We start from the raw sequence: 26232 nt of genomic DNA, 5'->3' as shown, positions 1-26232 counted from the left end.
GCCCCCGTGCCTGTCACGGGGGCGCTCCCGCGTGCGCAGCGACGCTACGCTGGCGGGATGACCGTCGTGATCCGTCCCGCGACCGCCGCGGACGCGCCGGCCCTCGCGGCCGTCGCCGCCGTGACCTTCCCGCTCGCCTGCCCGCCGCACACGACGGAGGAGGCCAAGGCCGCGTTCATCGCCGAGGTGCTGTCCGAGGCCCGCTTCGGGGAGTACACCGTCGATCCTGCGCGGCGGCTGCTCGTGGCGGAGGACGCCGGCCGCGCGGTCATCGGGTACACGATGGTGAACCTCGGCGAGCCGGCCGACGCCGACGTGCGCGCCGCGGTCCGGGTGCGCCCGACCGCCGAGCTGAGCAAGTGCTACGTGCTGCCCGGCCACCACGGCGAGGGCGTCGCCGGCCGCCTGATGGAGGCCAGCCTGGCGGCGGCGGCGGCGGCCGGCGCCGCGGGGATCTGGCTCGGCGTGAACGAGGAGAACGCGCGGGCGCAGCGCTTCTACGGCAAGCACGGCTTCGAGCGTGTCGGCTCCAAGCGCTTCCTGGTCGGCGATCGGCTGGAGGACGACTGGGTGATGGAGCGCGGACTGGTCAGCCTTCCGCGACCTTGAGCACGATCGCGCCCCTGGTCTGCTCGTGCTCGAGCGCCCGGTGGGCGTCCGCGATCTCGTCGAGCGGGAAGATCCGGTCGACGTGCACGCGCACGCTCCCCGTCTCCAGCAGGCGGGCGATGACGGCGAGCGTGCTCCCGTCCGGCGCGCCGGTGTAGCCGGTCGCCCGCACTCCCGCGGCGGAGGCGGCCTCGGCGAGCCCCGGGTCCACTCCGGCCGGGACGTGCAGCACGAGCAGGCCGCCCGGCCGGATGAGCGCCAGCGCACGGGTGGCGCGCTCCAGGTCGGAGGACGGGTCGATCACGACGTCCACGGTGTCCCCGAGCCCGGTGGGGTCGTATCCGGTGGCGGCCTCGTCCACCACCTCGGCCGCGCCCAGCGCGCGCAGCCAGGCGTGGTTCGCGTTCGGCGTGGTGGCGATCACGTGGGCGCCGAAGTACGCGGCGAACTGGATGGCGAAGTGGCCGACCGCGCCGGTTCCGGCGTGCACGAGCAGCCGCTGACCGTCGTGCGCCTTCGCGAGCTCGACCACCATGCCCCACGCGGTCAGCGCGGCGTGCGGGGCCGCGGCGGCCTCGATGTGCGAGAGTGTCGCGGGTTTGCGGACGAGGCTCATGCTCGGCACCGAGACGTACTCGGCGTAGCTGCCTCCGAACCGGGGCACCATCACCATCCCGAACACCTCGTCGCCCGGGCGCAGTGGATGGGCGGCGAACGGCGACTCCACGACGACGCCGCTGAAGTCCTGGCCGAGCACGGCGGGGAAGCTGTGGATCGCGCCGAACGCACCGCTGCCGGAGCGGGTGGAGGCGTCGAGCGGGTTCACGCCCGCCGCGACCACCTTGACCAGGAACTCCGCGTTCACCCGGTCGGGCGTCGGGGCCTCGCCGATCCGGAGGGCGGCCGGGTCGCCTGCCGCGTCGAGGAGTGCGGCGCGCATCGTGTTCGGCATTCGTGATCCCCTCGTGGCCCCGCCGCGACCGGTGCGGCTGATCCCAGTCAAACGCGCGGAGGCGCCGCGGGTGTTTCCGGCGGGTGACCACGTGTGAACAGTCTGTTTCCCGGTCCGCTCAGGCTGCTCCGGGATGGCTCAGGACGTTCGCAGGGATGCGCCGGTTAGAATCCCTCGACCCGAAATCACGCGAACCCCCGAATCATCCGAGCCCCGAGGAGCCGCCCGTGCGACGACTGCTGCGTATCGTGCGCCAGCCGTTCGCCGTGCCCGTGCTCGCCGGCGGCTGGCAGCGGGCCGTGCCGGTGCTCCTCGCGATCGGCACGGTCAGCGTGCTGAGCGGGCTGACCGTGATCTGGGCCGCCCGGCTCACCGTGCCGTACCCGGTGTACGTGAGCGAGCTCGGCGCGGTCGGCGCCCCGACCGCGGTCCCGTTCCGGGTCGCCCTGCTGCTCATCGCGGTCGGCGGATTCTCGGTCGCGCTGGCGAGCGGGCACGTGCGGTCGTCGGTCCGCGGACTCGACCGCTGGGCGCCCGCCGCGAGCCTCGGCTTCGCGGCGCTGTGCTTCGTCCTGGCCTCCCAGATCACCTGCACGGCCTACTGCCCGGTGCCGCTGGCCGATCCCAAGTCGACGCCGCAGGACCTGATCCACACCGTCTCGGCCGTGCTCGGCTTCGCGGCGGCGTGCTTCGCGATGCTGCAGGTGGCGTTCGCATCGCAGTTCCCGCGCGTCGCGCGGTTCTCGCTGACGAGCTGCGTCGCCGTCGCGCTCATCACGATCGTCGGGGGACTGCTCGCGATCGTGCACGTCGCGACCGACATCGGCGCGTGGCTGGAGCTGGTCGGCACGACCGTCGCGATCGCCTGGATGGCGGTCTACGCCCTCGCGCTGGTCCGGTTGCCCGTCGCCCCCGGTGAGGCGGCCATGGAGCCGGCCGAGGCGGACGCCGAGACGATGACGGGCTACGACGCGACGGTCGGCTGAACCTGGGCGACCGGCCGGGCCGTCGCCTCCCGGAGGAGGTCGATCAGGTCGCCGGCCAGCGCCACCAGCCGGGCGATCTCCCGGTCGTCGCGGTCGACCCACTGGCACTGCGGCTCGTCGTGGATGGGAACGAACCGGTCGTGCTGCTCCCAGACGAACAGCGTCCGCTCGGCGCCCAGCACGTACTGCTGCCACCAGATCTGCCGGAGGTAGTGCCGGGGGATGCTGTTGAACGGCTTGTTCGTGGTCTTGATCTCGGCGAGCTCGATGCGGCCGCCGGTCCGGAGGACCAGACCGTCCGGCGTCGCCAGGTGCCGGCGGTCGCGCTCGGCGTGGAAGAGCAGGTCGGACGGCTGGATGCCGTGCGTCGCGGCCACCCAGGCGGCGATCTCCGGCTCCCGGCTGCGGCCGTGCTGGGTGAAGACGTTGCCGGAGAACCCGGAGCCGTTCAGCTTGTCGTAGACGGCGGCGCGCAGCGACTGCTGCGTCGACAGCTTGGCGACGTCGGTCGCGGTGATGCCGCGGCTGCGCGCGCGGAGCCAGCCGACCCGGTCGCTGGAGGACGCGACGACGCGCGCCAGATGGCCGGTGGCCCCGGGGACCGCCGGCACGACCGGCCGAGGGGCCGGAGCCGACGAGCTGGGGCCGAGGTCCGCCAGGACGCCGGGCCGGTAAAGGTCGGCGGTGCGGGTGGCGGAGCGGTCGAACACCTGTCCATTCTGCCTCGGCCGGAGGACGCGCGCTGTCAGCCCACGCCCGCGGCGCCGAGCTGGCGGCGCGCCTCGTCGATCGTGGCGAGTGTGGACACGGCCTCGTCGAGCGAGTGCAGCGGCGACTCGGTGCGGCCCTCCGCGACGTAGCGGGCGAGCGCGGCCGCCTCGTATGACATCCCCTGCCGGTAGGGCCGCCCGTACGGGTCGCGCCACTCGCCGGCGACGCGGCCGTCCGCTCCGACGAGACGCAGGCCGCTCGGGCCCCAGAACGGGCTGTCCAGCTCGATCCGGCCGTCCGAGCCGCAGATGGTCGCGAGCGACGGAGTGCCGGCGCGCAGACCCGTGCTGAGGAGTGCCTGGGCGCCGCGGGCGGAGCTGAGGATCAGGGCCGCCTGCTCGTCCACCCCGGTCGGCGCCAGCGTCCCTGCCGCGATGATCCCGGCGGGGGCGCCGAGCACGAAGGACGCCCACGATACCACGTAGACCCCGAGGTCGAGGAGGGCGCCGCCGGCCAGCGCCGGATCCCACAGCCGGCCGGCCGGGTCGAACGCGGCGTTGCCGCCGAAGTCCGCGGTGACGACGCGCACTTCGCCCAGCGCGCCGGCGTCGAGGAGCTGCCGGACGACATCGGTCTGCGGGAGGTAGCGGGTCCACATCGCCTCCATCGCGAAGACGCCGGCCTCCCGTGCGGCCTCGGCGATCCGCCTGGCCTGCTCGGCGCTCGCGGCGAGCGGCTTCTCGACCAGGATGTGCTTTCCCGCCGCGATCGCCAGGAGGGCGTGCTCGGAGTGCTCGCTGTGCGGCGTGGCCACGTAGACGACGTCCACCTCCGGGTCCGCGACCAGCGCCTCGTACGAGTCGTGCGCCCGCTCGACGCCGTGCTCGGAGGCGAACCGGGCGGCGCGCTCGGCCGACCGGGAGCCGCAGGCGACCATCCGCTGGGCCGTGTGCGCGTGCAGCGCGTCGGTGAAGTCGCCGGCGATCACGCCGGGGCCGATCACGCCCCAGCGCAGCGCGGGAGCGTCGGCCGGGTCGGGGAAACGGGGAGAGGGGAGGCTGACCATGCGACTAGTCTGCCTCCCCTCGCCCCGGAGACCGGATCAGACCGGCTGCGGGTTGGAGACCTCCGGGGCCTGGCGCACGCCCGCGATCGGAGCCGCCCAGCGCACGCCGTTCGCGAGGACGCGGCGCACCTGCGGGTGGAAGTACACCGGGTACTCCTGGTCGCCCGGCGAGAAGTAGAAGATCTTGCCGCGGCCGCGTGTGAACGTCACGCCGGAGCGGAAGACCTCGCCGCCGGTGAACGAGCTGATGAACACCAGGTCGTCCGGCGTCGGGATGTCGAAGAACTCCCCGTACATCTCCTGCGCCTCGATCACGATGGGCTGATCGACGCCCTGGGCGATCGGGTGGGTGGGGTTGACGTTCCAGACCAGCTCGCGCTCGCCGCCCTCCGGGTTGCGCCAGCGCAGCGAGCAGGTGGTGCCGAGCATCCGGATGAAGATCTTCGAGAAGTGCCCGGAGTGCAGCACGATGAGTCCCATCCCGCCGAGGACGTGCTGACGTACGCGCTCCACGACCTCGTCGGAGACCTGGTCGTGCGCGATGTGACCCCACCAGAGCAGCACGTCGGTCTCGGCGAGCTGCTGCTCGCTCAGGCCGTGCTCGGGGTCGGCGAGCGTCGCGGTGCGCACGTCGACCTCCTCGCCGAGCAGCTCGGCGAGGCCGGAGGCGATGGCGCCGTGGATGCCGTCGGGGTAGATCGCGGCGATCGCGGGCTGGGTGGTCTCGTGGACGCCTTCGTTCCAGACGGTGACGCGCAGTGCGGTCATGGTCATGCCTCCTGGGTCTCGGTGGTGGTCTCGGTGGCGGTCTCGTCGTCCGCGTCGAGGCCGGCCGTCGCCGGGCTCAGGCGCACCTCGGCGCCGATGCGGGCCGACTCGTACGCGGCGTCGATGACGCGCGCGCGGTCGAGGGCGAGCGAGCCGTCCCAGTGCGCCCAGTTCGCCGTGTCGGCGACGTGCTCAAGGAACGTCTCGACCACAGCGAGGTGGCCGCGGCCGGCGTCGGCGGTGACCTCCACGTCCTCGACCTCCTCGCCCTCCCCGGTGAAGATGGTCAGCTCGCCGGCGGGGGCGTAGTCGACGACGCGGAGGTCGGCGCCGCCCTCGGTGCCGTAGAGGGTGATGCCGAACTCGTCGCCGGCCGGGCGGTAGGCGGCCCAGCTCGTCTCCAGGACGATGGAGCCGCCGCCCTCCAGGCGCAGCAGCAGGCTGGCCAGGTCCTCCACCTCGTAGGCGGAGCCGACGTGCTGCTTGTCGCTCTTCGCGCCGCCGCGGCCGCGCGCGCCGAGCTCGGAGTGGGTGACGGCGGAGACCGCGGTCACCTGCGGCTCGCCGAACAGGTGCAGCGCGTAGTCGAGCACGTGCACGCCGATGTCGATCAGCGGGCCGCCGCCGGCCATCTCGCGGTTGGTGAACCAGCTGCCGAGCGCCGGGATGCCGGCGCGCCGGAGCCAGATCGCCCGCGCGTGGTAGGGCCGGCCGATCTGGCCGGCGTCGATCGCGGCCTTGAGCGCCTCGATGTCGCCGCGGCGGCGGTGGTTGAAGGCGACCTCCAGCACGCGGCCGGAGCGGTGCGCGGCGTCCACCATCGTCTGGGCCTCGACTGCGGTGCGGGCGATCGGCTTCTCGCTGAGAACGTGGATGCCGGCCTCCAGCGCACCGACGGCGATCGGGGCGTGCAGGAAGGTGGGGACGGCGACGCTGACGACGTCGAGGTCGCCGTCGGCGACGAGGTCGCGCCAGTCGCTGTACAGGCGGGTGACGCCGTACTTCTCGCCGAGCTCGGCGCGCGGGCCGTCCTCCATGCCGGCGATGGCGACGAGCTCGACGCCGGGGAGGTCGGAGTAGGCGGCCATGTGCTGCTGGCCTGCCCAGCCGAGGCCGACGACGCCGGCGCGGAGCGGGGTGGATGCGGTGGTCACTGCGTTCCTTTCACGGGGTTGATGGTGGTGGAGCGGGTCCGGAGCCCCAGTCGAATCGATTCGACCTTCCCGGGGCGCGGAAGTGGACGGTGGACGGGGCGGCTCAGCGGGGGAGCGGACGGGAGGCGACGCCGAGCGTGTCCTGGATGACCATGGTGGCCGCCCCGATGACGCCGCCGGTCTCGCCGGAGCGGGACTGGGTGATGGTGAGATGCTGGGTCGCGAGCGGGGTCGAGCGCTGGTAGACGACCTCCCGCACCCCGGCGAGCAGCTGCTCCCCGACCTGCGACAGGCTGCCCCCGACGACGACGAGAGACGGGTTCAGGAGGTTGACGCAGGTCGCGAGGACCTCCCCGAGGTCGCGTCCCGCCTGGCGGATGGCCTGCAGCACCTCGGCGTTGCCGGTCCGGGCGAGCGCGACGACGTCGTCGCTCGTCTCGGCGGGGATGCCGGCCGCGGTGAGCGCCCGCGCGATGGCGGGACCGCTCGCGAGGGCCTCCAGGTCGGCGTCGCGGGCGCCGTGGCTCGGGGTCTCGCTGGTGAACGGCACGCGCACGTGGCCGAGGTCGCCCGCGGAGCCCTGCGCGCCGCGCTGGAGCCGGCCTCCGCTGATGATGCCGGCGCCGATGCCGGTCGCGACCTTGACGAAGAGCATCTCGGACTGGTCGGGCCAGGCGAGGGCGTGCTCGCCGAGGGCGAGCAGGTTCACGTCGTTGTCGACCAGCACGGGCACGTCGAAGACGCGCCGCACGTACGCCGGGATGTCGAAGCGGTCCCAGCCGGGCATGATCGGCGGGTTCACCGGCAGGCCCGTCGAGTGCTCGACCGGCCCCGGCACGCCGACGCCGACGCCGACCAGGTCGCCGAGCGGTCGCCCGGTCGCGGCGTACAGGCGCTCCGCGGTCTCCAGCGCCCAGCCGAGCACGGCCTCCGGCCCGTCGGAGATGCGGAGGCGGCGGGACTCGCTGCTCGTGATCGTGCCGGCGAGGTCGGCCAGCGCCACCACGCCGTGCGTGGCGCCGAGGTCGACGGCCAGCACCACGCGCGAGTCGGGATTGAACCGGATGCGGGCGGGCGGGCGGCCTCCGGTCGAGACGTCGTCCCCGGCGGGCGCGACCAGTCCGGACTCGGTCAGCGTGTCGATGCGCACCGCGATGGTGGAACGGGCGAGGCCGGTCAGCTCGGCGAGCTGCGCGCGGGTACGCGGAACGCCGTCGCGCAGGATCGCCAGGAGGTCCGAGGCGTCAGCGGCGACGATGCCGGACTCCCGGACACTGTCGGTCATGCACGTATTGAACCACAGGGCTGGCCGGCGATCCAAAGGCCGCCGACGAAACGACGACTTTTGATTGACAATCGACAGAAGTCTCGCTTGAATGGAACCCGGCGCCGTCTCGTGCGCCGACATCCCCCAGCGAACTCGACGAGGAGAACCAGTGTCGACGTCAAAACTCTCCGTGCAGCTCTATACGGTCCGTGAGCTTCTGACCGAAGACACGGTCGGGACCCTCCGCCGCATCGCGGACATCGGATTCACCCAGGTCGAGCCCTTCGGCTTCCTCGACTTCGCGGACGGCCTCCGCCAGGGCTTCGCCGAGACCGGCCTGACCGCGCCCACCACGCACCAGGGCTTCATCGGCCGCGACGACCTGGACACCGTGTTCGCCGCCGCCGCCGATCTCGGCATCCAGACGGTCATCGACCCGCACGTGCCGGCCGAGCGCTGGCAGACCGCCGAGGACGTGGAGGCCACGGCCGCCGCCCTCAACGCCGCCGCCCAGGTCGCGGCGAAGCACGGGGTCCGCGTCGGATACCACAACCACGCGCACGAGCTCGAGAGCACCATCGAGGGCGTCACCGCGCTCGAGTACTTCGCGAGCAAGCTCGCGCCCGAGGTCGTCCTGGAGGTCGACACCTACTGGGTGATCGTCGGCGGCAAGGACCCGGTCGAGCTCCTGACGAAGCTCGGCGACCGCGTCGTCGCCCTGCACATCAAGGACGGCCCCGGCACCACCGAGACCAAGGACCAGGTGGCCGTCGGCCAGGGCTCCGTGCCCGTCGCCGAGATCATCGCAGCCGCTCCGGACGCCCTCCGCGTCATCGAGCTGGACGACTCGCGCGGCGACCGCTTCCAGGCCGTCGCCGACAGCTACGCCTTCCTCACCACCGAGGCCTTCGCATGACCGGCACCGGGAAGGTCGGCGTCGGCCTCATCGGCGCCGGCGTCATCAGCAACCAGTACCTGGAGAACCTGACCGCGTTCCCGGACCTCGACGTGCGCTTCGTCGCCGACATCGACCTGGACCGCGCGAAGGCCCAGGCCGAGAAGTACGGCGTCCCCGGCTCCGGGACGGTGGAGGAGCTGCTGGCGGACGACGCGATCGAGATCGTCGTCAACCTCACCATCCCCAAGGTGCACGTCGAGGTGGCGCTGCAGGCGCTCGCTGCCGGCAAGCACGTCTGGAGCGAGAAGCCGTTCGCGCTCGACCGCGCCAGCGGCGTGCAGCTGCTGGAGGCCGCCCACGAGAAGGGGCTGCGCGTCGCGACGGCGCCCGACACCTTCCTCGGCGCCGGCATCCAGTCGTCGCGCCGGCTGGTCGAGAGCGGCGCCATCGGCGCTCCGCTGACCGCGCTCACCCTGATGCAGAGCGCCGGCCCGGAGTCGTGGCACCCGAACCCGGACTTCCTGTTCCAGGAGGGCGCCGGTCCGCTGTTCGACATCGGCCCGTACTACCTCACCGCGCTGGTGCAGCTGTTCGGCCCGGTCAAGCGCGTGAGCGCCGTCGCCTCCAAGGCCAAGGAGTCGCGCGTCATCGGCTCCGGCCCGCGCGCGGGCGAGTCGTTCGAGGTCACCGTGCCGACGCACGTCAGCGCGCTCTACGAGTTCGAGAGCGGCCAGACGGCGCAGTCGATCTTCAGCTTCGACTCCAAGCTCGGCCGCACCCAGTTCGAGGTCGCCGGCCTGGAAGCGACGCTCGTCGTCCCCGACCCGAACACCTTCGAGGGCGACCTCCTGGTGCACGGCGCCGACGGCATCGAGACGCTGCCGTCGACCGGCACCACGAGCAGCCGCGGCATCGGTGTCGTCGAGCTGGCGCGGGCCATCCGGGCGGGAGTCCCGGAGCGCGCCTCGGGTGAGCAGGCCTTCCACGTCCTCGACATCATGGTCGCGACCATCGAGGCCGGCGAGTCCGGCGCCCCGGTGGACGTGAAGAGCACCGTCACGGTCGCCCCGGCCCTGCCGGAGGACTGGGACCCGCGCGCGGCGACCCTCGCCTGACGCGCGATCGACGGACGGACGGAGCAGAGTGAGCAGTGAGTCGGGCGGACTGAGCCGGCGGGACGAGAGCACGGCCGGAGCCCGGCTGCGCGTCGCGATCGTCGGCGGCGGATTCATGGCGGAGGTGCACTCGCGCGCCGCGCGGGCCGCGCGCGCCGAGCTGGCGGGCATCGTCTCGTCGTCGCCGGAGCGCTCGGCCGCCGCGGCCGACCGCCTCGGGATCGGCCGGGCGTACGGCTCGCTGGAGGACGTGCTCGCGGACGACACGATCGACGTCGTCCACGTGACCACGCCGAACGCGTTGCACGCGTCCCAGGCCGCGGCCGTGCTGGCCTCCGGCAAGGACGTCGTCTGCGAGAAGCCGCTCGCGACGACGGTCGGCGACGCGGAGGCGCTGGTCGCCGCCGCTGCCGGGCGCACCGCGACCGTTCCGTTCGTCTACCGGTTCCACCCGCTGGTCCGGGAGGCCAGGGCGCGGTTCGCGTCCGGCGCTGCCGGGCAGGTGCTCACCGTGAACGCCTCCTACCTCCAGGACTGGCTGCTGGCCTCCGGCAACGACAACTGGCGCGTCGACTCCGAGCAGGGCGGCCGCTCGCGTGCGTTCGCGGACATCGGCTCGCACCTGGTCGACCTGGTGGAGTACGTGAGCGGCGACCGGGTCGCGCGCCTCTCGGCGAAGAAGCGCACGGTGTTCGCCGAGCGCGCCTCCCACGCCGGCATCACGACGGAGGACGCCGCCGCGGTCGTCATCGAGACTTCTTCGGGCGCCATCGGAACGCTGCTGGTGTCACAGGTCGCCCCCGGCCGCAAGAACCGGCTGTGGCTGGAGATCGCGGGCAGCGCAGAGAGCGTGGCCTTCGACCAGGAGCAGCCGGAGACGCTCTGGGTGGGCCGCCGCTCGGGCAGCCTCCTCGTCCCGCGCGACGCCGACCAGCTCAGCGCCGACGCCGCCCGCCTCTGCGTGGTCCCGTCCGGGCACCCGCAGGGCTACCAGGACGCGTTCAACGCGTTCGTCGCCGACAGCTACGCCGCGGTCGCGGGGGAGACCCCCGACGGCCTGCCGCGCTTCGAGGACGGCCTGCGCGCCGTCCGGATCACCGACGCCGTGATCGACTCCGCCGAGTCGGGCACCTGGATCGAGATGGGAACCAACTGATGACTGACGTCGAGTCGGGCCGCACGCACCCGGTCACCCTGTTCACCGGCCAGTGGGCCGACCTGACCCTGGAGGAGGTCGCCAAGCACGCCTCCGAGTGGGGCTACGACGGCCTGGAGATCGCCTGTTCGGGCGAGCACCTCGACGTCTGGCGCGCCGCGGAGGACGACGCCTACCTCCAGGGCCGCCTCGACATCCTCGACAAGTACGGTCTGAAGGTCTGGGCCATCTCCAACCACCTCAAGGGCCAGGCCGTCTGCGACGACCCGATCGACTTCCGCCACCAGGCGATCGTCGGCTCCAAGGTGTGGGGCGACGGTGAGCCGGAAGGCGTGCGTCAGCGCGCCGCGGAGGAGCTGAAGCTGACCGCGAAGGTCGCCCGCAAGCTCGGCGTGGACACGGTCGTCGGCTTCACCGGCTCCAGCATCTGGCCGTACGTCGCGCAGTTCCCGCCGGTGCCCGCGTCCGTCATCGACGCCGGCTACCAGGACTTCGCCGACCGCTGGAACCCGATCCTCGACGTGTTCGACGGCGAGGGCGTGCGGTTCGCGCACGAGGTGCACCCGTCGGAGATCGCGTACGACTACTGGACCAGCGTCCGCTCGCTGGAGGCCATCGACCACCGCGAGGCGTTCGGGTTCAACTGGGACCCGTCGCACATGATGTGGCAGGACATCGACCCGGTCGGCTTCATCGTCGACTTCCAGGACCGCATCTACCACGTGGACTGCAAGGACACCCGCCTGCGCCCGAAGAACGGCCGCGCCGGCGTGCTCGGCTCGCACCTGCCCTGGGGCGACCCGCGCCGCGGCTGGGACTTCGTCTCGACCGGGCACGGCGACGTGCCGTGGGAGGACTCGTTCCGCGCCCTGGAGTCGATCGGCTACACCGGCCCGATCTCCATCGAGTGGGAGGATGCCGGCATGGACCGCCTGCACGGCGCCAAGGAGGCCGTGGGCTACATCCGCTCGCTGCTCTGGAAGCTCCCGACGGCGTCGTTCGACGCGGCGTTCAGCAACCAGGACTGAGGTTGGCGCGAGGTTCCGCGCCCGCCGGTAGGCTCACGCAGGTGGACATCATCCGGGGTGAGGACTGGTACGGGCGCGACCTCGACGGGCTCGAGTTCGACGGCGTCGAGTTCATCGACGTCGACCTGACCGAGGTGCGCTCGAGCGGCACCACGTTCACCGCGTGCACGTTCCGGTCGGTGCGGTTCAACGTCAGCGAGCACACCGACAGCGCCTTCGTGAACTGCACGTTCGTCGGCTGCAACTTCTTCGACTCCACCTTCCGGCGGTGCAAGGTCACCGGCAGCAGCTTCAGCGGCTGCGAGTTCGCGCTCCTGAAGGTGGAGGGCGGCAACTGGTCGTTCGTGGACCTCGGCCGTGCCGAGCTGCGCGGCGCCGAGTTCACCGGAGTGAAGCTGCGGGAGGCCGACCTCAGCCGGGCGCGCTGCGCCGAGGCCGTCTTCTCCGGCTGCGACCTGTCGGCCGCGGTGCTCGCCGGAGCCGACTTCTCGGCGGCGAACCTGGTCGGCAGCGACCTGACCGGGGTCGACCCGGCCGCGGTCGGCCTCCGCGGCGCCACGATCGACGAGCGCCAGGCCGTTCTCCTCGCCGAGGCCGCCGGCATGACCGTCGTCGCCACTCCGTCCTGACCCCGCGACATTCGTCACGAATGTCGCGTTTGACGCGCACAAAGGCGACATTCGTGACGAATGTCGCCTTCGGCCAAGATGACGCATTCGTGACGAATGTCGACAATGCGAGGCGCAGAGTCGACATTCGTCACGAATGTGCGTGTGGGCTACGCGACCTCTTTGACCTGGCCGTGCTTGATGTGGAGGCGGCGCTGGGCGCGCTTGGCCACCGCCGTGTCGTGCGTGACGACGATGACGGTCAGCCCGCGGTCGCGCCAGAGGCCCTCCAGGAGGTCCATGATCTCGTCGCGGGTCTCCTCGTCCAGGTTGCCGGTGGGCTCGTCGGCCAGCAGCACGTCCGGGTTCTTCACCAGGGCGCGGGCGATCGCGACGCGCTGCTGCTGACCTCCGGAGAGCTCCGACGGGAGGTGGCTGCCGCGGTCGGCCAGGCCCACCGAGGCGAGCGCCTCGGCAGCGCGGCGCTTGCGCTCCTCCGCGCTGACCTTGAGCGGGGCGAGCGCGGTCTCGACGTTCTCCTGCGCCGTCAGCGTCGGGATCAGGTTGAAGCCCTGGAAGACGAAGCCGATCTCGTTGGCGCGGATGCCGGTGAGCTTGCCGTCGCCGAGCTTCGACAGGCTGGCAGGTCCCAGCTCCACCGATCCGGAGGTGGGCCGGTCGAGCGCGCCGAGCATCTGCAGCAGCGTCGACTTGCCGCCTCCGGTCGGCCCCTGGATGGCGACGAGCTGGCCGTCGGGGATCTCCAGGGTGACGTCGTCGAGGGCGATGACCTCGCGGCTGGACTGGCGGTACTTCTTGGTGACGTTCGTGAGGGTGTACACGATGACTCCTTCTGGCCGGACGGCCGGGTCAGGCGACCGAGCGCAGGGCGGCGGCGGGACGGAGACGGGAGGCGCGCCAGCCGCCGATCGCACCGGCGATGAGACCGCCGAGGATGGCGAGCGCGACGGCGCCGACGATGATCCACACGGTGATCGGCGCGTGCAGGGCGATGTCGGCCGTGGTCTGCGAGGCGGCCCGGCGGACGCCGGCGAACGCGCCGCCGCCCCCGGTCCCGCCGCCGAAGCCGCCGCCGCCGAAGCCGCCGCCGGTCCCGGCGCCCTCGGTGCCGGTACCGCCGGTGCCGACTCCACCCGTGCCCCGACCGGCAGCATTGGCGAAGCCGGAGCCGATGCTGCCGGTCAGGGTCGGGGAGACGATGTTGACGATCCACACGCCGATGAGTCCGACGGCGACGCCGATGATGCCGCCGATCAGGCCCTGCACGATCGACTCGCCGGCGACCTGGCCGGTGATGCGGCGGTTGGACCAGCCGATCGCCTTGAGGGTGCCGAACTCGCGGGTGCGGCGGGTGACGCCGGAGATGGTGAACAGGATGGCGATCAGGAACGCCGCCGCCAGCACGATCACCGAGAGCCAGGTGCCGAGGTTGGCGATGAGCTGGCCGGCGCTGCCGAGCGAGCCGGAGACGCTGGAGGCCAGGTCGGCCTGCGTGCTGACGGTCGCGCCGGGGATGGCCTTGGTCAGGTCGGCCTTGATCTGGTCGATGTCGCTGGAGGACGCCGCCGTGATGTAGACCGAGGAGACCTTCGAGGTCTGTCCGGAGAGCGTCTGGGCGACGCCGAGCGGGATGTACGCGTTCGCGGCGGTGGTGGAGTCGGCGCCGGTCGCGGAGACGATGCCGATCACCTTGAAGTCGGTGCCGCCGATCGTGACGGTGTCACCGACCGCCTTGGACGCGGTCTTGGCGTACGCGGCGTCGAGCACGACGACGTCGGCCGCCTTGTCCGCTGCGGTGAAGGTGCGGCCGCTGGACAGCGTCACGGAGGAGAGCGGTCCGACCGACTTGCCGGCCGGGTCGAGACCCATCACCGAGAACGAGTCGACCGTGAACGAGCTGCCGCCCGCGCCGTCCGCACCACCGGTGGGCGGAGGGGTGGAGGCGGTCGAGCCGCCACCGGCCTCACGCTGCTGGCGCAGCTGCTGGAAGTTCGGGAGCGTGCCGCTGAAGCTGGTGTTGGTCAGCGACAGCACGGCGGCCGCGGACTGCACGTTCTGGACCTTCTTGGCCGTGGTCAGCGTCGCCGCGTCCATCACCGTCGCGCCACGGGTGGGCTCCAGCCGGGAGGTGTTCACCTGGCGGCCGCTGCCGGTGTCAGTGCCCTGGTTGGCGCCGAAGTCGAAGCGGGGCCCGCCGCCTGCGCCCTGCTGGGCGGTCGCGTTCTGCGCGGTGGCCGGCTGCGTGATGGTGATGTCGGTCCCGACGCCGTAGACGGACTGCAGCACGCTCGCCTGCGCGTCCTTGACCCCGGCGGAGACCGCGTTGACGATGATGACGAGCGCGATCGCGAGGGCCATGCCGATCGCGATGATGACCGTCTGCTTGCGGCGATTGAGGAGCTCGCGCCGCAGATATGTCCCGAACATTGGCTTCCATATCTCTGGGTCGGAAAGAGTGATTCAACGGGACGGTAGGTTCGGGGGTTTGTCGAGAACTATGGCAAGGCTATGGATCTGCCGAGTGCCGCTCCACGCGCACTGGACAGGTGGTCTCGTTGCACCTCTTAAGGGTTGTTATCGCATGCGTAAAGGAGCATAATGTCTGCGTACGCAAACCTATGGAGTGCATCATGAGTAGGCCGACCCCTCCCGTCGTGGCACGCGCGGCTGCCGATATCGGCGAGCAGTTCGCGGCGTGGCGCAAGCTGCTCGGCCTCACGTCGCTCCAGGTGGCCGAGCGCGCGGGAATCGGGCGAAGCACCCTCATCAAGATCGAGGCCGGCGACCCCTCCGTCAACTTCGGAGCAGTGCTGCGCGTCGCGCGGGCGCTGGGGTTCCTGGAGGCCGTGGTGTCGGCGACGGATCCGTATGAGACCGACCTCGGCCGCGCGCGGGCGGACCAGACGCTGCCGAAGCGGGTGCGATGACCTCCATCGATGCGTACGTCGACCTGGCCGGGACCGCATTGCCGGCTGGGCGGCTCCATACCTCGCTCCGGCGTGGCCGGGTGAGCTCCACCTTCACGTACGACGCGGCATTCCTGGCCGACGGATCCGCGTACGCGATCGATCCCGCCCTGCCGCTCACGCGAGGCGCGTGGCCGGTTCGAGGCAGTCTGCCTGGGTCGTTTCTCGATGCGGCTCCCGACCGCTGGGGCCGGAACCTGATCAGCCGGCGGGCCCGGGCGGCGGCGGCGGCCGAGGGACGTCCGGCCCCTCAGCTGGATGACCGCGACTTCCTCCTCGGCGTGAGCGATCTGACCAGGCAAGGCGCGCTGCGCTTCCGGACGCCGGACGACGAGGCGTTCCAGCATCCGTCGCCGGACGTGCCCGCGCTGATCCAACTGCCACGGCTTCTCCGTGCGTCGGAGACGGTGGTGCGTGACGGCGATCGAGATCTCGCCGCGGTCAAGGCGCTGCTCGACGCTGGCACCGGGTCGCTCGGCGGCGCCCGACCGAAAGCCTCGGTTCGCGACGGCGCAGAGCTCGCCATCGCCAAGTTCCCCCACCAGGACGACTCGTGGGATGTGATGGCGTGGGAGAAGACCGCACTCGACCTGGCCGCGTCCGCCGGCGTCACGGTCGCGGCCTCCGAGCTTCTCGAGATCGAGGGCCGTTCGGTCCTGGTCGTCCGCAGATTCGATCGCGCCGGCGAGGAACGCGTCGGATACATCAGTGCGATGACGCTCGTCCAGGGAGCGGACGGCGACGCGCGCGACTATCTGGAGGTCGCCGACGCGATGACGACGGTCAGCGACCGGACGGCCGACGACCTCGCTCAGCTGTGGCGCCGCATCGCGTTCTCGGCCGCCATCCACAACACGGACGACCATCTTCGCAACCTCGGATACGTGCGGCACCGGGCCGGGTGGCGACTGTCGCCCGCCTTCGATCTGAATCCCAATCCGAACATCGCCGCCCGACGGGTGACGTCGATCGCCGGCAGAAGCGAGCTCGGAACGGAACGGGCCGGTCTGCTGCAGGCCGCCCCGGATTTCGGCCTCACGGAGGACGCGGCCCGGCGCATCCTTGTCGAGGTGATCGACGCCGTGCGTGGCTGGCGCCAGACTGCGCGTGCGAATCGCATCGCGCTGTCCGAAATCGAGACGTTCACTCCGGTGTTCGAGTCCGCACTCACGTCGCTCGCGGCGTGATCCGCACCCTCACAGACTCCCCATAGCTTTCACAAAGACACCATCAATCCCGCTCCTCATAATGGGAAAGGTGACCATCAACGCCCGTGCCGCCTCCGGCCCCTCCAGCCAGCCTCGTACCCTCCTGCGCCGTGCCGACGGCAGCTCGATCCGCGTGCTCGTCGTCGACGACGAGGCGACGCTGACCGATCTGCTCGCCATGGCGCTGCACTACGAGGACTGGGAGGTGAAGACCGCGTCCAACGGGCAGCAGGCGCTGCAGCTGTCGCGCGAGTTCAAGCCGGACGTGGTCGTGCTGGACATCATGCTGCCGGACATCGACGGCCTCCAGGTGCTGTCCCGGATGCGTGCGGACGGCAACGAGGCGCCCGTGTTGTTCCTCACCGCCAAGGACTCCCTCGACGACCGGATCGCCGGGCTCACCGCCGGCGGCGACGACTACGTCACGAAGCCCTTCAGCCTGGAGGAGCTCGTCGCCCGCCTCCGTGGGCTGCTGCGCCGGTCACGCGCAGCGGTCGCCGACCAGGACGACCCGGTGCTGATCGTGGGCGACCTCGTGCTGGACGAGGACAGCTACGAGGTGCACCGCGACGGCGACCCCATCCAGCTCACTGCCACCGAGTTCGAGCTGCTGCGCTTCCTGATGCGCAATCCGCGCCGCGTGCTCAGCAAGGCGCAGATCCTGGACCGCGTGTGGTCGTACGACTTCGGCGGCTCCTCCAGCGTGGTCGAGCTCTACATCTCCTACCTGCGCAAGAAGATCGACGCCGGCCGCCCGGCGATGATCCACACCGTGCGCGGCGCCGGCTACATGGTGAAGGCCGCGCAATGACAGCTGCCCGCACTGCGGGCGCCCCGACCCCCGGCCGTGAGCGCGCCCGGCGCCTCGGTCTCCGTCCGTTCCGCACCTGGACGCTGCGCAGCCGCGTGGTGCTCGTCGTCGTGGCGATGCTGGCGGTGCTCGGCGCGGTGATCGGGACGATCAGCGTGCTCGCCCTGCAGCACTACCTGATGGATCGGCTCGACCAGCAGCTGACCAGCGCCCTCGCGCGCGGTCAGCACGCGGCGGACCGGATCTACGGGGACCAGCCGACCGGCCCCGATGTGATCGGCATCGTGCAGACCCCCGGCCAGCAGACCGGGACCTTCGGCGTGATCAGGAGCGGGACCGAACTCCTTTACCCGGTGATCCTCTCCGATCGGCCGCCCACATCGTCCGACAACCAGCCGGTGGCTCCTCAGCGTGTCCCGATCACGACCTCCGCTCTGCTCACGCTCCCGGCGGACCAGCAGCCCCGCACCATCGACCTCGGGCCGACGCTCGGTTCGTACCGGATCGCAGCGGCCCAGCTCGACAACGGTGACAGCGTGATCATCGGCCTGCCCCTCAGCGACGTCAACGCGACCACGCAGCAGCTCACGATCGTGATCGCGCTGGTCACCCTCGCGGGCCTGATCTTCGCGTTCCTCATCGCCAGCTTCGTCGTGCGCCTCGCCATGAAGCCGCTTGCGCGCGTCACCGAGACCGCCGAGCAGGTGGCGCACATGCCGCTCGACCGCGGCGACGTCGCGCTGTCGGTGCGCGTCCCCGAGGAGGACACCGACCAGCACACGGAGGTCGGCAAGGTCGGCTCGGCCCTCAACCGGATGCTCGGCCACGTCGCGTCCGCGCTGACCGCCCGCCAGGCGAGCGAGCAGAAGGTCCGGCAGTTCGTCGCAGACGCCAGCCACGAGCTGCGCACGCCGCTCGCCTCCATCCGCGGCTACGCCGAGCTCACCCGGCGCTCTCCGCACGAGCTGCCGCAGGATGTCACCCGCTCGCTCGGCCGCATCGAGTCGGAGGCCACCCGGATGACCTCGCTCGTGGAGGACCTGCTGCTGCTGGCCCGCCTCGACGAGGGCCGCGAGCTCGACCGCGACCCGGTCGACCTGTCCCTGCTGCTGATCGACGCTCTGAGCGACGCGCACGCCGCCGGCCCCGACCACACCTGGAGCATCGACCTCCCCGAGGAGCCGGTGGAGGTGCTGGGCGACGCCCCGCGCCTGCACCAGGTGGTGATGAACCTGCTGGCGAACGCCCGCGTCCACACGCCGGAGGGCACCAAGGTCGTCGCGGCGCTCGCCGTGGACCTCGCGACCCGGGAGGCCGTGGTCACGGTCTCCGACGACGGCCCCGGCATCCCCGACGGCCTCCAGTCGACGCTGTTCGAGCGCTTCGCCCGTGGCGACAGCAGCCGCAACCGCGCGACCGGATCGACGGGGCTCGGCCTCGCGATCGTGTCGGCGGTGGTGGAGGCGCACGGCGGTACGGTCACTGTGGCCAGTGAACCGGGGAGCACGGTGTTCACGGTGCGGCTGCCGCTGGCGGTCGAGGCGTCGCCCGTCCCCGCGCCGACGGAGGCGGAGCCGTACGCACCCGCTGAGCCCACCGCTTTCGAGAACCCGGCGCCCGCGGTGCCCGCAGAGTCCATCGCCCCAGAGGGAGCGGACCGGGAGTGACCGGGACCGCGCTGCCCATCGTCGCCTACGGCGACCCCGCCGCCCCTCCGCTGGTCTTCCTGCGCGGGCTGCCGTCCGAGCCCGGCCGCGCCCGCGGCCTGGACGCTCTGACCGAGCGCGTCATCGTCAGCGGCCCGGCGCGCAGCCACCGCGTGCACGCCGTCGGCCGGCCCGCGCGGCTCCAGCCGGGCGCCACGATGGCGGAGGTCGCCGACCTCTATGCTGCGATGCTGCGCCGGCGGTTTCGGACCCCCGCCGCCATCATGGGCGTGTCGACGGGGGCGAGCATCGCCCTTCAGCTGGCCGTCGACCACCCCGACCTGGTGGGCTCGCTCGTCGTCGCCGCAGGGGCTGCGGCGCTCGGCGCCAACGGGCGGGCCGTGCAGCGCCGCTACGCCGACCTCCTGAGCGCGGGCGACCCCGGCGCCACCACAGAGCTCGCCCTGGCGACGATGGACGCGCCGCTGCTGGCCCCGGCCGTCCGGATCGCCACCCGCCTGCTGCCCGGCCCCGCCGACCCGGACGGGCTCCGTGCCCTGGTGGAGGCCGAGGACGGCTTCGACGTCCGCGACCGGCTGTCGCGGGTCTCCGCGCCGGCGCTCGTCGTCTCGGGCGGCCGGGACTTCTTCTACCCGCTGCAGCTCGCGGCGGAGACCGTGCGCGGACTCCCTCAGGCCACGCACGTCGTCTACCTGAACCGCTCGCACGCGGGCGTCCCGCTGCACCCGCGGTTCGGGCGCGACGTGGGTGACTTCCTCCGCCGGCACGCCCGGCCGGCTGCCGAGCGGGAGCGCGTCAGGCCGGAGCCGCGCCGGGCCTGAGCGCGAACGGGCCACCCGGCCCGAAGACGATCCGTGCGAACCGCCCGGCCATGAGCTCCTGCACATCGTCACCCGGGTGGAGGTTGTCCGGCAGCGGCATCCGCTCGGCGTCGGACGGCCCATAGAGCCGGTGGCCGTGCAGGTAGAACAGCGCGGGGTCCTCCGCTGACCGCTGCCGGACGATCCGCTCCAGCTCGTCGCGGATGACGCTCAGGCTGAGCTTGCCCTCCGCGAGCTCGCCCGCGTGCCCGAGCGAGATGGTCCACAGGTCGGTGCGGAACGGGTCCTGCGCCGTCGGCCCCGGCAGCTGTTCGACCGGCTCGCAGAAGATCGGCGAGACCACGAGGAGCGGTGTGTCCGGGTGGCCGTCCCGGATGGTGTCGAGGAAGCCGTGGACGGCGGAGCGGAAGATCCGCGCCCGCATGAGGTCGCCGTTGACGACGTTGATGCCGAGCTTCACGCTGATCAGGTCGGCCGGGGTGTCGCGCATGGTGCGCGCGGTGAGCTGGTCGAGGACGGCGTTGCCGGAGAAGGCAGCGCTCGTCAGCTCGACGCCGGCGGACCGGGCGGCGGCCACCGGCCAGGTACGGCTCGTCCGGGTGGCGATGAAGCCGTGGCTGATGGAGCTGCCGTGGTGCAGCCAGCGCCGGCCCGCGGGCACGGAGGGCGGCAGGACCGGCGCGTCGGCGCGCAGCCCGACCAGCTCCACCTCGTCGGAGTACGGCAGCCACAGCTCGACTTCCTTCTCGCCGGGCGGGAGGCCGTCGAACCGCAGGGTCTCCGGCTCGCCCGCGACCCGGTAGGCGTCCGGGCGCTCGAACGTGAACACGAACCGGGCGCCGCCGGCCGACTCCGCGGTGCGCTCCAGCCGGCCGTCCACCACGAGCTCGTACAGGCTCACCGGCAGCGGCGCCTTCTCATCCGGCACCATCTTGGTGCCGACGACGTCCAGCTCGATCGCGGTGCCCGCGGTGCGGAACGCCAGCCGCACGCCGGCGCACTCCGACACCGACGCGAGCATGAAGTCGTCCGGGATGCGCGACCACTGGTCCGGCCGGACGCGCCGGGGGAGGATGCCGCGCTCGCCGTGCTCCAGGTGCACGGCGCCGCGGATCGCCACCGGTGAGCCCTGGGCGGGGTCGAGCCCGACGTCGATCACCGCGCGGCCGCCGCCACCGAGTGCTCGACGCCCGCGACGCGGAGGCCGGACAGGACGGCCCCGCGGTCGAGGCGGTCCACGCAGCCGTCGACCCGCAGCGCGCCGTCGACGCCGGCCTGCGCGCCGAACACGCCCTCGATCACGAGAGCGACCCAGGCTCCGGCCGACGAGCAGGCCCAGTCGTTGATGTAGGGGAGCTGCGGCGGCGCCTTCCTGGCTCCGCCGTGGATGCCGGGAAGGGCCTCCTCCACGAAGTGCGCCTGACCGGGAGGGCCCTGATTGGCCGTGCGGGCGAGCCCGGCGAGCCAGGGCAGCGCGACGTCGGCCGCTCCGAGGGCGATGAGCGCGCGTGCAGCGTCGGCCGGCCACGCCGGGTAGGCGCCGTTCCACTGGTGGTCGGGACGGACGCTGAAGCTCGCGTCCGGGTCCCACGGCGACAGTGCGCGCATCCAGTTCTCGGTCTGCAGGTCGTGGCGGAAGAAGGCGACCATCTCGTCGCGCACCCGCGGGTCGAGGTCGCCCGCGATCGTGGTCCCGACGATGTTGAAGTCGTAGCAGTGCTTCACCGGGATGCGGCCGCCGTCGGGCTGGCCGGCGGCGAAGTGTCCCGTGCCGTCCAGGTACAGCGCACGGACGTGGGGGAGGAGGGCGTCCGCGGCCGCGCGCAGCCCCGCCGCACGCTCCGCGTCGCCCGTCAGCTCCACGAGCCCGGCCGCGGTGCGGAGATTCCAGACGTTCGCGGCGTTGAGGCTCGCGACCTCGTGGGTGTACGAGCTGACGCACTCGAGGAGGTTGTCGATCTCGCCGTAGTCGGCCAGCTCGCCCGCGACCCGGAGGCCCTGCCAGGCCTGCGCCCACTCGACCACGTGGTCGAGCACGGTGCGCCCGGCGACGGCGACGCCCAGGAAGCCGGTGTCGCCGCTGAACCGCACGTAGTCTGCGACCATCCGCGTCATGGCGTAGTCGTTGACCGAGTACCAGCGCCCGACCGGGCCGCCGGTCAGGGCCGAGGTGCCGAAGTGGGTGTGGATGTCGCTCTCGATCCAGTGCAGCAGCTGCGCGCGCATCTCCGCGGGGTCGAGGAGGGCGTGGACGACGGAGCTCAGCGAGTAGTCCCAGATGAACGTCGTCGTGGCCCAGTAGTTCGGCATCAGGGTGTCGTAGCTGCGGCCCAGCACGCTGCCCGGGTATTCGCGGCGGAACCAGATCACTCCGAGTGCGCCCCACCAGTACAGCCGGCGCAGCTCGTCGGAGCCGGTCTCCAGCACCGGGAGGTGGCCGGAGAACACGGCGTTGCCCGGCGTGAAGGCCGCCCGGAGCTGGCCGTTCCAGAACTCCTCTGCCGCTACGACCGCGCCCGGGACGTCCGCGGCCACCCGGTCGAAGGCCGCGTGCGCCTCCGCGCTGTCCACCGCCACGGCCTGGAGGTAGCCGACCCGGCCTGTCGCGCCGGGGGCCAGGTCGAGCACGGCCTCCACCTCGCCGCCGCGTCCGGCTCCGCCGATCCCGACCTCGAACCCGTCGACGGGCGACGGCGGCACCGCGCTGACCCGGGCGGTCCCGGCCAGGTCGAGCCCCTGGACGCTGGTGGCGGTGCCCTCGGTGTCGGTGAACTCCAGCCGGCCTGCGGGGTCCGCGACGCTCACCGTGTTGTGCAGGTTCGGGGACTCCGCGTCGCCCCACGCCGCACCGGAGCGCGTGACGCGCGCCGCCAGGGCGAGGCCGAGCCGCACGCTGCGCGCCTCCGCGGAGGTGTTGCGCACCTCGATGTCGACCGCGACGACCGGCTCGCCGGGCACGCAGACCGTGGTGGTGCGCAGGTCGAGGCCGTCGAGGCCGGCCTCCCGGACGACCCGGTCCGGCCGCCAGGAGTGCGTGACCGGGACGCCGTAGGACTCGAACACGCGGCCGTCGACGAAGAGGGCGGCGGTCTTCGCCAGGCCCTGCGACACGGGAGGGAAGGTGACCGAGGACAGACCGACGAGGTCGTGGCCGACCGTCACCGTGCCGATCGTGTTGGTCAGGCCGGAAGGCGCGACCAGGTCGTCGTAGTGGTGGGTGATCGGGTCGGCGGCGAGGTCGTCGACAGTGGGGATCGTGCGGGGCATCGGCGCTCCAGGTCGGGGTGGACGGCGGGTCGGGCGGGCGGTCAGTACTGGCCGAGCGCGAGGCCGCGGGAGAAGAACTTCTGCGTGAACAGGAAGAGCACGACGGTCGGGAGCGAGACGAGGATGCCGGCGGCCAGGACCGTCGAGAGCTGGGCTCCGCCGTAGGTGCTCTGCATCCCGCTCAGCGTCGTGACGATCGGCCGGACGTTGTCCGACTGCGCGAGCGTGAGGCCGAGCAGCAGGTCGTTCCAGATGAAGGTCGCCTGCAGGATGAAGACCGCGACCAAGGCGCTGGAGGCCATCGGCAGGTAGATCCGGGTGAAGATCCGCCAGGTGGACGCGCCGTCCATCACCGCGGCCTCGAACACGTTGTGCGCGATCCCGGTGAAGAAGTTGCGCATCACGAACGCGCTGAACGGGATGGAGATCGCCGTGTAGACGATGATCATGCCGATCTGCGTGTCGAACAGCCCGACCCGCGAGTACCCGTCGAACAGCGGGAGCAGGATCATCTGCAGCGGGAAGACGGTGCCGCCGAAGATGAACACGAATGCGAGGAAGCCGCGCTTGAGGCCCAGCGCGACGATCGCGAAGCCGGCCGCCGCTCCGACGACCACCGCGATCAGCGGCGAGACGACCGCGTAGAGCACGGTGCTGGCGATGCTGTCGCCGAGGTTGCTGAGCTGCCAGGCCTGCGCCATGTTCGACAACAGGTCGGCCCCGTTCGGGATCCAGGACTGGTTGGAGTCGTAGTTCTGCGGCGACTTGCTCGCGTTGATGACGAGCAGGTAGACCGGCAGCAGCCAGATGAGGCCGAACAGCACGAGCACGGTCGTGCGGGTGATGCGGGACGCTGTGGACGCCATGGGTTCTCCTAGAGCTCGTTCTTCTTCGAGAGCTGCTGACGCAGGTACAGGATGGACGCCAGCAGGGTGACGACGGTCAGGAAGACCGCGATCGCCGAGCCGAGCCCGTACTGGCTGTTCACGAACGTGTCGTTGTACATGGTCAGGGCGAGCGTCTCGGACACCCGGCCGGGGCCGCCCTTGGTCATGCCGAGGACGATGTCGAACGTCTTGAGGCTGGCCACGATCGAGAGGCCGATGACCACCGTCGTGAGGGGCCGCAGCATCGGCCAGAGGATGCTGCCGAACAGCCGGAAGCCGCGCGCACCGTCGAGCCGTGCGGCCTCCAGCGGTTCCTTCGGGATGGACTGCAGCCCGATCGTGAACAGCAGCGCGTTGACGCCGACGCCCTGCCAGGCGGCCGCGACGATCATCACGATGGTGTTGAGCGGCGCGTCCAGCAGCCAGCGCGGGGTGTGCGCAACACCGAAGAAGTGCAGCGCCTGGTCCAGGGCGCCGTTGCTCTGCAGCACGAACGACCAGATCAGGCCGACGCCGATCCCGGAGATCGCGTAGGGGATCAGGAACGGGAGGCGCAGCCAGACGCCGCCGCGCAGGTTGAAGGTCAGCAGTGCGAGGCCGAGACCGAGGCCGACCGGGACGATCAGGGTTCCGACGACCCACAGCAGCGTGTTGAAGACCGAGTTGAGGAAGTCGGGGTCCTCGAACATCGTCTGGTAGTTCGAGAGGCCGGCCCAGGTGGGGTCGCCCAGGCCGTTGTAGTCGGTGAAGCTCAGGAAGACGGTCCAGAGCAGGGGCAGGTAGAGCAGGACGGACACCAGGAGCACGCCCGGGGCGATGAAGCCCCGGGCGGCCCAGCGGTACTGCGGTCGGGCGTCGCTCACTACTTCTTGCTCGCCCAGTACTTGTCAGCGGCGTCCTGGATCTTCTGCAGGAACGGCTTCGGGTCTCCCGGGTTGGCCGAGAAGGCGCCGAACTCCTCGAGCGCGACGTTGAGGATCGGCGTCGGGGCCGCCTCGAAGTAGCGCGTGACGAGCTGGTAGTTCCCGCCGGAGACGTCCTGGCCGAGCTTCTTGAGCCCCGCGTCCTTGACCTGCGCCTTGGGGTTGAACGGAACGTCGCCGCGCGCGTTGCTCCACGCGGTCTGAGCGCCCGGCGTCATCCACCACTTCGAGTAGGCGAGGCCGAGGTCCTTCTGCTTCGAGCTCTGCGCGACGCACATCGGGCCCGTCTCGACCGGCACGGGGGTCTTGCTCAGGCTCGGGTCGACGGACGGGATGATGAAGTAGTCGTAGTCCGAGCCCGCCTTCATGCCGACGCCGTCGAGCGACGCGCCGAAGAACGTGCCGAAGTTGATCATCGCCATGTCGCCCTGCTTGAGCATCTGGGCGGGGTCGGTCTTGCTGCCGGGGTCGCTGAACCAGCCCTTCTTCTCCTGGGCCAGCCACTCGTTCATGATCGCGACGATGCGCGGGTCGGTGTACTTGACCGAGCCGTCGGCGAGCCCGTTGTAGAGCTTGGGGTCGGTGCCGGCGACGAGGGTCTCGAACCACGGGAAGGTGAACAGCGTGCTGGTCTGGTAGAACGGCGTCACCCCGTTCTGCTTGAGCTTCGCGGCGTCGTCCATCAGCTCCTTCCACGTGGTGGGCTTCTGGATGCCGTACTTGTCGAAGATCTTCTTGTTGTAGTACATGACCCAGTACGCGATGTTCATCGGGACGCAGTACTGCTTGCCGTCGAACGTGTAGTACTTCTCGAGGTCCTTGCTGACCGAGCCGTCGGCGATCGCGCCCTTCCAGATGGAGGACGTGTCGGCGACCAGCTTCTGGTCGACGAGCTGGGTGAGCTGGTCGCCGGTCGCCCAGGTGAACAGTCCGGGGCTCTGCTGGGTGCGGAACGACTGCTTGACGAAGGCCTGGTACTGGTTCTCGTCGGAGTAGCCGGTCGTGCTCAGCGAGATCTTGACGTCCTTCTGCGACGTCGGGTTCAGCGACTGGAACTGCGGCTTCCAGGCGGCCTTGTCCGTGTAGAACTTCAGCGTGCCTGTGCTGCCGCCGCCCGAGCCGCTGCCCGAGCATCCGGCCAGCAGGAGGCCGGCCGCGACGACCGACGCCGCAAGCGCCAGAGTGCGTTTCTTGAACATGTGAACTCCCTTGTTCGGGTCCGGCGATCGGCCGGGTACTGTGGTCCCTCGCTGCCCGAGATGCATTGGTATCGTTACCAAGCCAGGTGACAAAACTATCAGTCGCATCCGGGCGCTGCAAGGAGAGGGGGTGGGTTGGTGCGT

At 71.5% G+C, this 26232-nt stretch carries 25 protein-coding genes; 12 read left to right on the top strand and 13 right to left on the bottom strand.

Features of this window, described 5'->3' with window-relative positions; genetic code table 11:
- Window positions 1-57 precede the first annotated feature (57 nt).
- Entirely contained in the window at window positions 58-609 is a 552-nt protein-coding gene (locus F1C12_RS09415) for a GNAT family N-acetyltransferase (RefSeq protein ID WP_185278480.1), read from the top strand.
- On the opposite strand, the gene F1C12_RS09410 is transcribed toward F1C12_RS09415, so the two are convergent.
- The gene (locus F1C12_RS09410; RefSeq protein WP_185278479.1) at window positions 590-1561 is read right to left on the bottom strand and encodes an NADP-dependent oxidoreductase; all 972 of its coding nucleotides are present in this window, start codon (window positions 1559-1561) and stop codon (window positions 590-592) included. The two genes, F1C12_RS09415 and F1C12_RS09410, sit on opposite strands and share 20 nt — an antisense overlap.
- A gap of 227 nt (window positions 1562-1788) precedes the next feature.
- On the opposite strand from F1C12_RS09410, the gene F1C12_RS09405 reads away from it, so the two are divergent.
- The gene (locus F1C12_RS09405; protein ID WP_185278478.1) at window positions 1789-2547 is read left to right on the top strand and encodes a DUF998 domain-containing protein; all 759 of its coding nucleotides are present in this window, start codon (window positions 1789-1791) and stop codon (window positions 2545-2547) included.
- Here F1C12_RS09405 and F1C12_RS09400 read toward each other — a convergent pair.
- The 5 genes from F1C12_RS09400 to F1C12_RS09380 form a co-directional block, all read right to left on the bottom strand.
- Window positions 2526-3257, bottom strand: coding sequence for a YqaJ viral recombinase family protein (locus F1C12_RS09400; protein WP_374939565.1), 732 nt, complete (start codon window positions 3255-3257; stop codon window positions 2526-2528). The genes F1C12_RS09405 and F1C12_RS09400 overlap by 22 nt on opposite strands.
- 35 nt (window positions 3258-3292) lie before the next feature.
- Complete coding sequence (locus F1C12_RS09395; protein ID WP_185278477.1) at window positions 3293-4324, bottom strand: Gfo/Idh/MocA family protein; 1032 nt, start codon at window positions 4322-4324, stop codon at window positions 3293-3295.
- Between the two features lie 36 nt (window positions 4325-4360).
- Window positions 4361-5098 (bottom strand): ThuA domain-containing protein, encoded by a 738-nt coding sequence (locus F1C12_RS09390; RefSeq protein ID WP_185278476.1) that lies wholly within the window; start codon window positions 5096-5098, stop codon window positions 4361-4363.
- Window positions 5095-6180, bottom strand: a complete 1086-nt coding sequence (locus F1C12_RS09385) for a Gfo/Idh/MocA family protein (protein ID WP_258046251.1) — start codon at window positions 6178-6180, stop codon at window positions 5095-5097. Before F1C12_RS09385 ends, F1C12_RS09390 begins: the two co-directional genes overlap by 4 nt.
- A gap of 169 nt (window positions 6181-6349) precedes the next feature.
- Window positions 6350-7531 carry an ROK family transcriptional regulator gene (locus F1C12_RS09380; protein WP_185278474.1) on the bottom strand — a complete coding sequence of 394 codons (1182 nt, stop codon included), beginning with the start codon at window positions 7529-7531 and terminating at the stop codon, window positions 6350-6352.
- Between the two features lie 151 nt (window positions 7532-7682).
- Between F1C12_RS09380 and F1C12_RS09375 the strand changes: the two genes are divergently transcribed.
- From F1C12_RS09375 to F1C12_RS09355, 5 genes are read left to right on the top strand one after another with little or no spacing between them, the layout of a single operon-like run.
- A complete protein-coding gene (locus F1C12_RS09375; RefSeq protein WP_258046201.1) occupies window positions 7683-8429 on the top strand; it encodes a sugar phosphate isomerase/epimerase family protein in 747 nt (248 codons plus the stop codon).
- The gene (locus tag F1C12_RS09370) at window positions 8426-9526 is read left to right on the top strand and encodes a Gfo/Idh/MocA family protein (protein WP_185278472.1); all 1101 of its coding nucleotides are present in this window, start codon (window positions 8426-8428) and stop codon (window positions 9524-9526) included. Before F1C12_RS09375 ends, F1C12_RS09370 begins: the two co-directional genes overlap by 4 nt.
- Window positions 9527-9554: 28 nt before the next feature.
- Complete coding sequence (locus F1C12_RS09365) at window positions 9555-10682, top strand: Gfo/Idh/MocA family protein (protein WP_374939564.1); 1128 nt, start codon at window positions 9555-9557, stop codon at window positions 10680-10682.
- Window positions 10682-11710: a sugar phosphate isomerase/epimerase family protein gene (locus tag F1C12_RS09360; RefSeq protein WP_185278471.1), complete on the top strand. Its 1029-nt coding sequence runs from the start codon at window positions 10682-10684 to the stop codon at window positions 11708-11710. Before F1C12_RS09365 ends, F1C12_RS09360 begins: the two co-directional genes overlap by 1 nt.
- A gap of 41 nt (window positions 11711-11751) precedes the next feature.
- A complete protein-coding gene (locus F1C12_RS09355; protein WP_185278470.1) occupies window positions 11752-12339 on the top strand; it encodes a pentapeptide repeat-containing protein in 588 nt (195 codons plus the stop codon).
- Window positions 12340-12488: 149 nt separating this feature from the next.
- Here F1C12_RS09355 and F1C12_RS09350 read toward each other — a convergent pair whose 3' ends face one another.
- Window positions 12489-13160 carry an ABC transporter ATP-binding protein gene (locus tag F1C12_RS09350; RefSeq protein WP_185278469.1) on the bottom strand — a complete coding sequence of 224 codons (672 nt, stop codon included), beginning with the start codon at window positions 13158-13160 and terminating at the stop codon, window positions 12489-12491.
- 28 nt (window positions 13161-13188) lie between these two features.
- Entirely contained in the window at window positions 13189-14766 is a 1578-nt protein-coding gene (locus F1C12_RS09345; protein WP_185278468.1) for an ABC transporter permease, read from the bottom strand.
- A gap of 203 nt (window positions 14767-14969) precedes the next feature.
- Between F1C12_RS09345 and F1C12_RS09340 the strand changes: the two genes are divergently transcribed.
- The 5 genes from F1C12_RS09340 (at window position 14970) to F1C12_RS09320 (ending at window position 19812) form a co-directional block, all read left to right on the top strand.
- Window positions 14970-15266: a helix-turn-helix domain-containing protein gene (locus F1C12_RS09340; RefSeq protein WP_185278467.1), complete on the top strand. Its 297-nt coding sequence runs from the start codon at window positions 14970-14972 to the stop codon at window positions 15264-15266.
- Entirely contained in the window at window positions 15263-16492 is a 1230-nt protein-coding gene (locus tag F1C12_RS09335; RefSeq protein WP_185278466.1) for a type II toxin-antitoxin system HipA family toxin, read from the top strand. The genes F1C12_RS09340 and F1C12_RS09335 overlap by 4 nt, the downstream gene beginning before the upstream one ends.
- A 61-nt stretch (window positions 16493-16553) precedes the next feature.
- Window positions 16554-17324: a response regulator transcription factor gene (locus tag F1C12_RS09330; RefSeq protein WP_308458005.1), complete on the top strand. Its 771-nt coding sequence runs from the start codon at window positions 16554-16556 to the stop codon at window positions 17322-17324.
- Window positions 17321-18991, top strand: coding sequence for a sensor histidine kinase (locus F1C12_RS09325; RefSeq protein ID WP_185278465.1), 1671 nt, complete (start codon window positions 17321-17323; stop codon window positions 18989-18991). The genes F1C12_RS09330 and F1C12_RS09325 overlap by 4 nt, the downstream gene beginning before the upstream one ends.
- A complete protein-coding gene (locus F1C12_RS09320; RefSeq protein WP_185278464.1) occupies window positions 18988-19812 on the top strand; it encodes an alpha/beta fold hydrolase in 825 nt (274 codons plus the stop codon). Before F1C12_RS09325 ends, F1C12_RS09320 begins: the two co-directional genes overlap by 4 nt.
- Here the strand turns inward: F1C12_RS09320 and F1C12_RS09315 are convergent.
- From F1C12_RS09315 to F1C12_RS09295, 5 genes are read right to left on the bottom strand one after another with little or no spacing between them, the layout of a single operon-like run.
- Window positions 19787-20971: a GDSL-type esterase/lipase family protein gene (locus F1C12_RS09315; protein ID WP_185278463.1), complete on the bottom strand. Its 1185-nt coding sequence runs from the start codon at window positions 20969-20971 to the stop codon at window positions 19787-19789. The two genes, F1C12_RS09320 and F1C12_RS09315, sit on opposite strands and share 26 nt — an antisense overlap.
- A complete protein-coding gene (locus tag F1C12_RS09310) occupies window positions 20968-23079 on the bottom strand; it encodes a hypothetical protein (protein WP_185278462.1) in 2112 nt (703 codons plus the stop codon). Before F1C12_RS09310 ends, F1C12_RS09315 begins: the two co-directional genes overlap by 4 nt.
- A 41-nt stretch (window positions 23080-23120) precedes the next feature.
- Complete coding sequence (locus F1C12_RS09305; protein ID WP_185278461.1) at window positions 23121-23945, bottom strand: carbohydrate ABC transporter permease; 825 nt, start codon at window positions 23943-23945, stop codon at window positions 23121-23123.
- Between the two features lie 8 nt (window positions 23946-23953).
- Complete coding sequence (locus tag F1C12_RS09300; protein ID WP_219732699.1) at window positions 23954-24829, bottom strand: carbohydrate ABC transporter permease; 876 nt, start codon at window positions 24827-24829, stop codon at window positions 23954-23956.
- Window positions 24829-26088 (bottom strand): ABC transporter substrate-binding protein, encoded by a 1260-nt coding sequence (locus F1C12_RS09295; protein ID WP_185278460.1) that lies wholly within the window; start codon window positions 26086-26088, stop codon window positions 24829-24831. The genes F1C12_RS09300 and F1C12_RS09295 overlap by 1 nt, the downstream gene beginning before the upstream one ends.
- Window positions 26089-26232: the final 144 nt, after the last annotated feature.

The sequence above is a fragment of the Leifsonia shinshuensis genome (assembly GCF_014217625.1).
Lineage (GTDB): Bacteria > Actinomycetota > Actinomycetes > Actinomycetales > Microbacteriaceae > Leifsonia > Leifsonia shinshuensis_A.
Note: the sequence above shows the minus strand (reverse complement) of the source record. Positions and strands in the feature narration are given on the sequence as shown.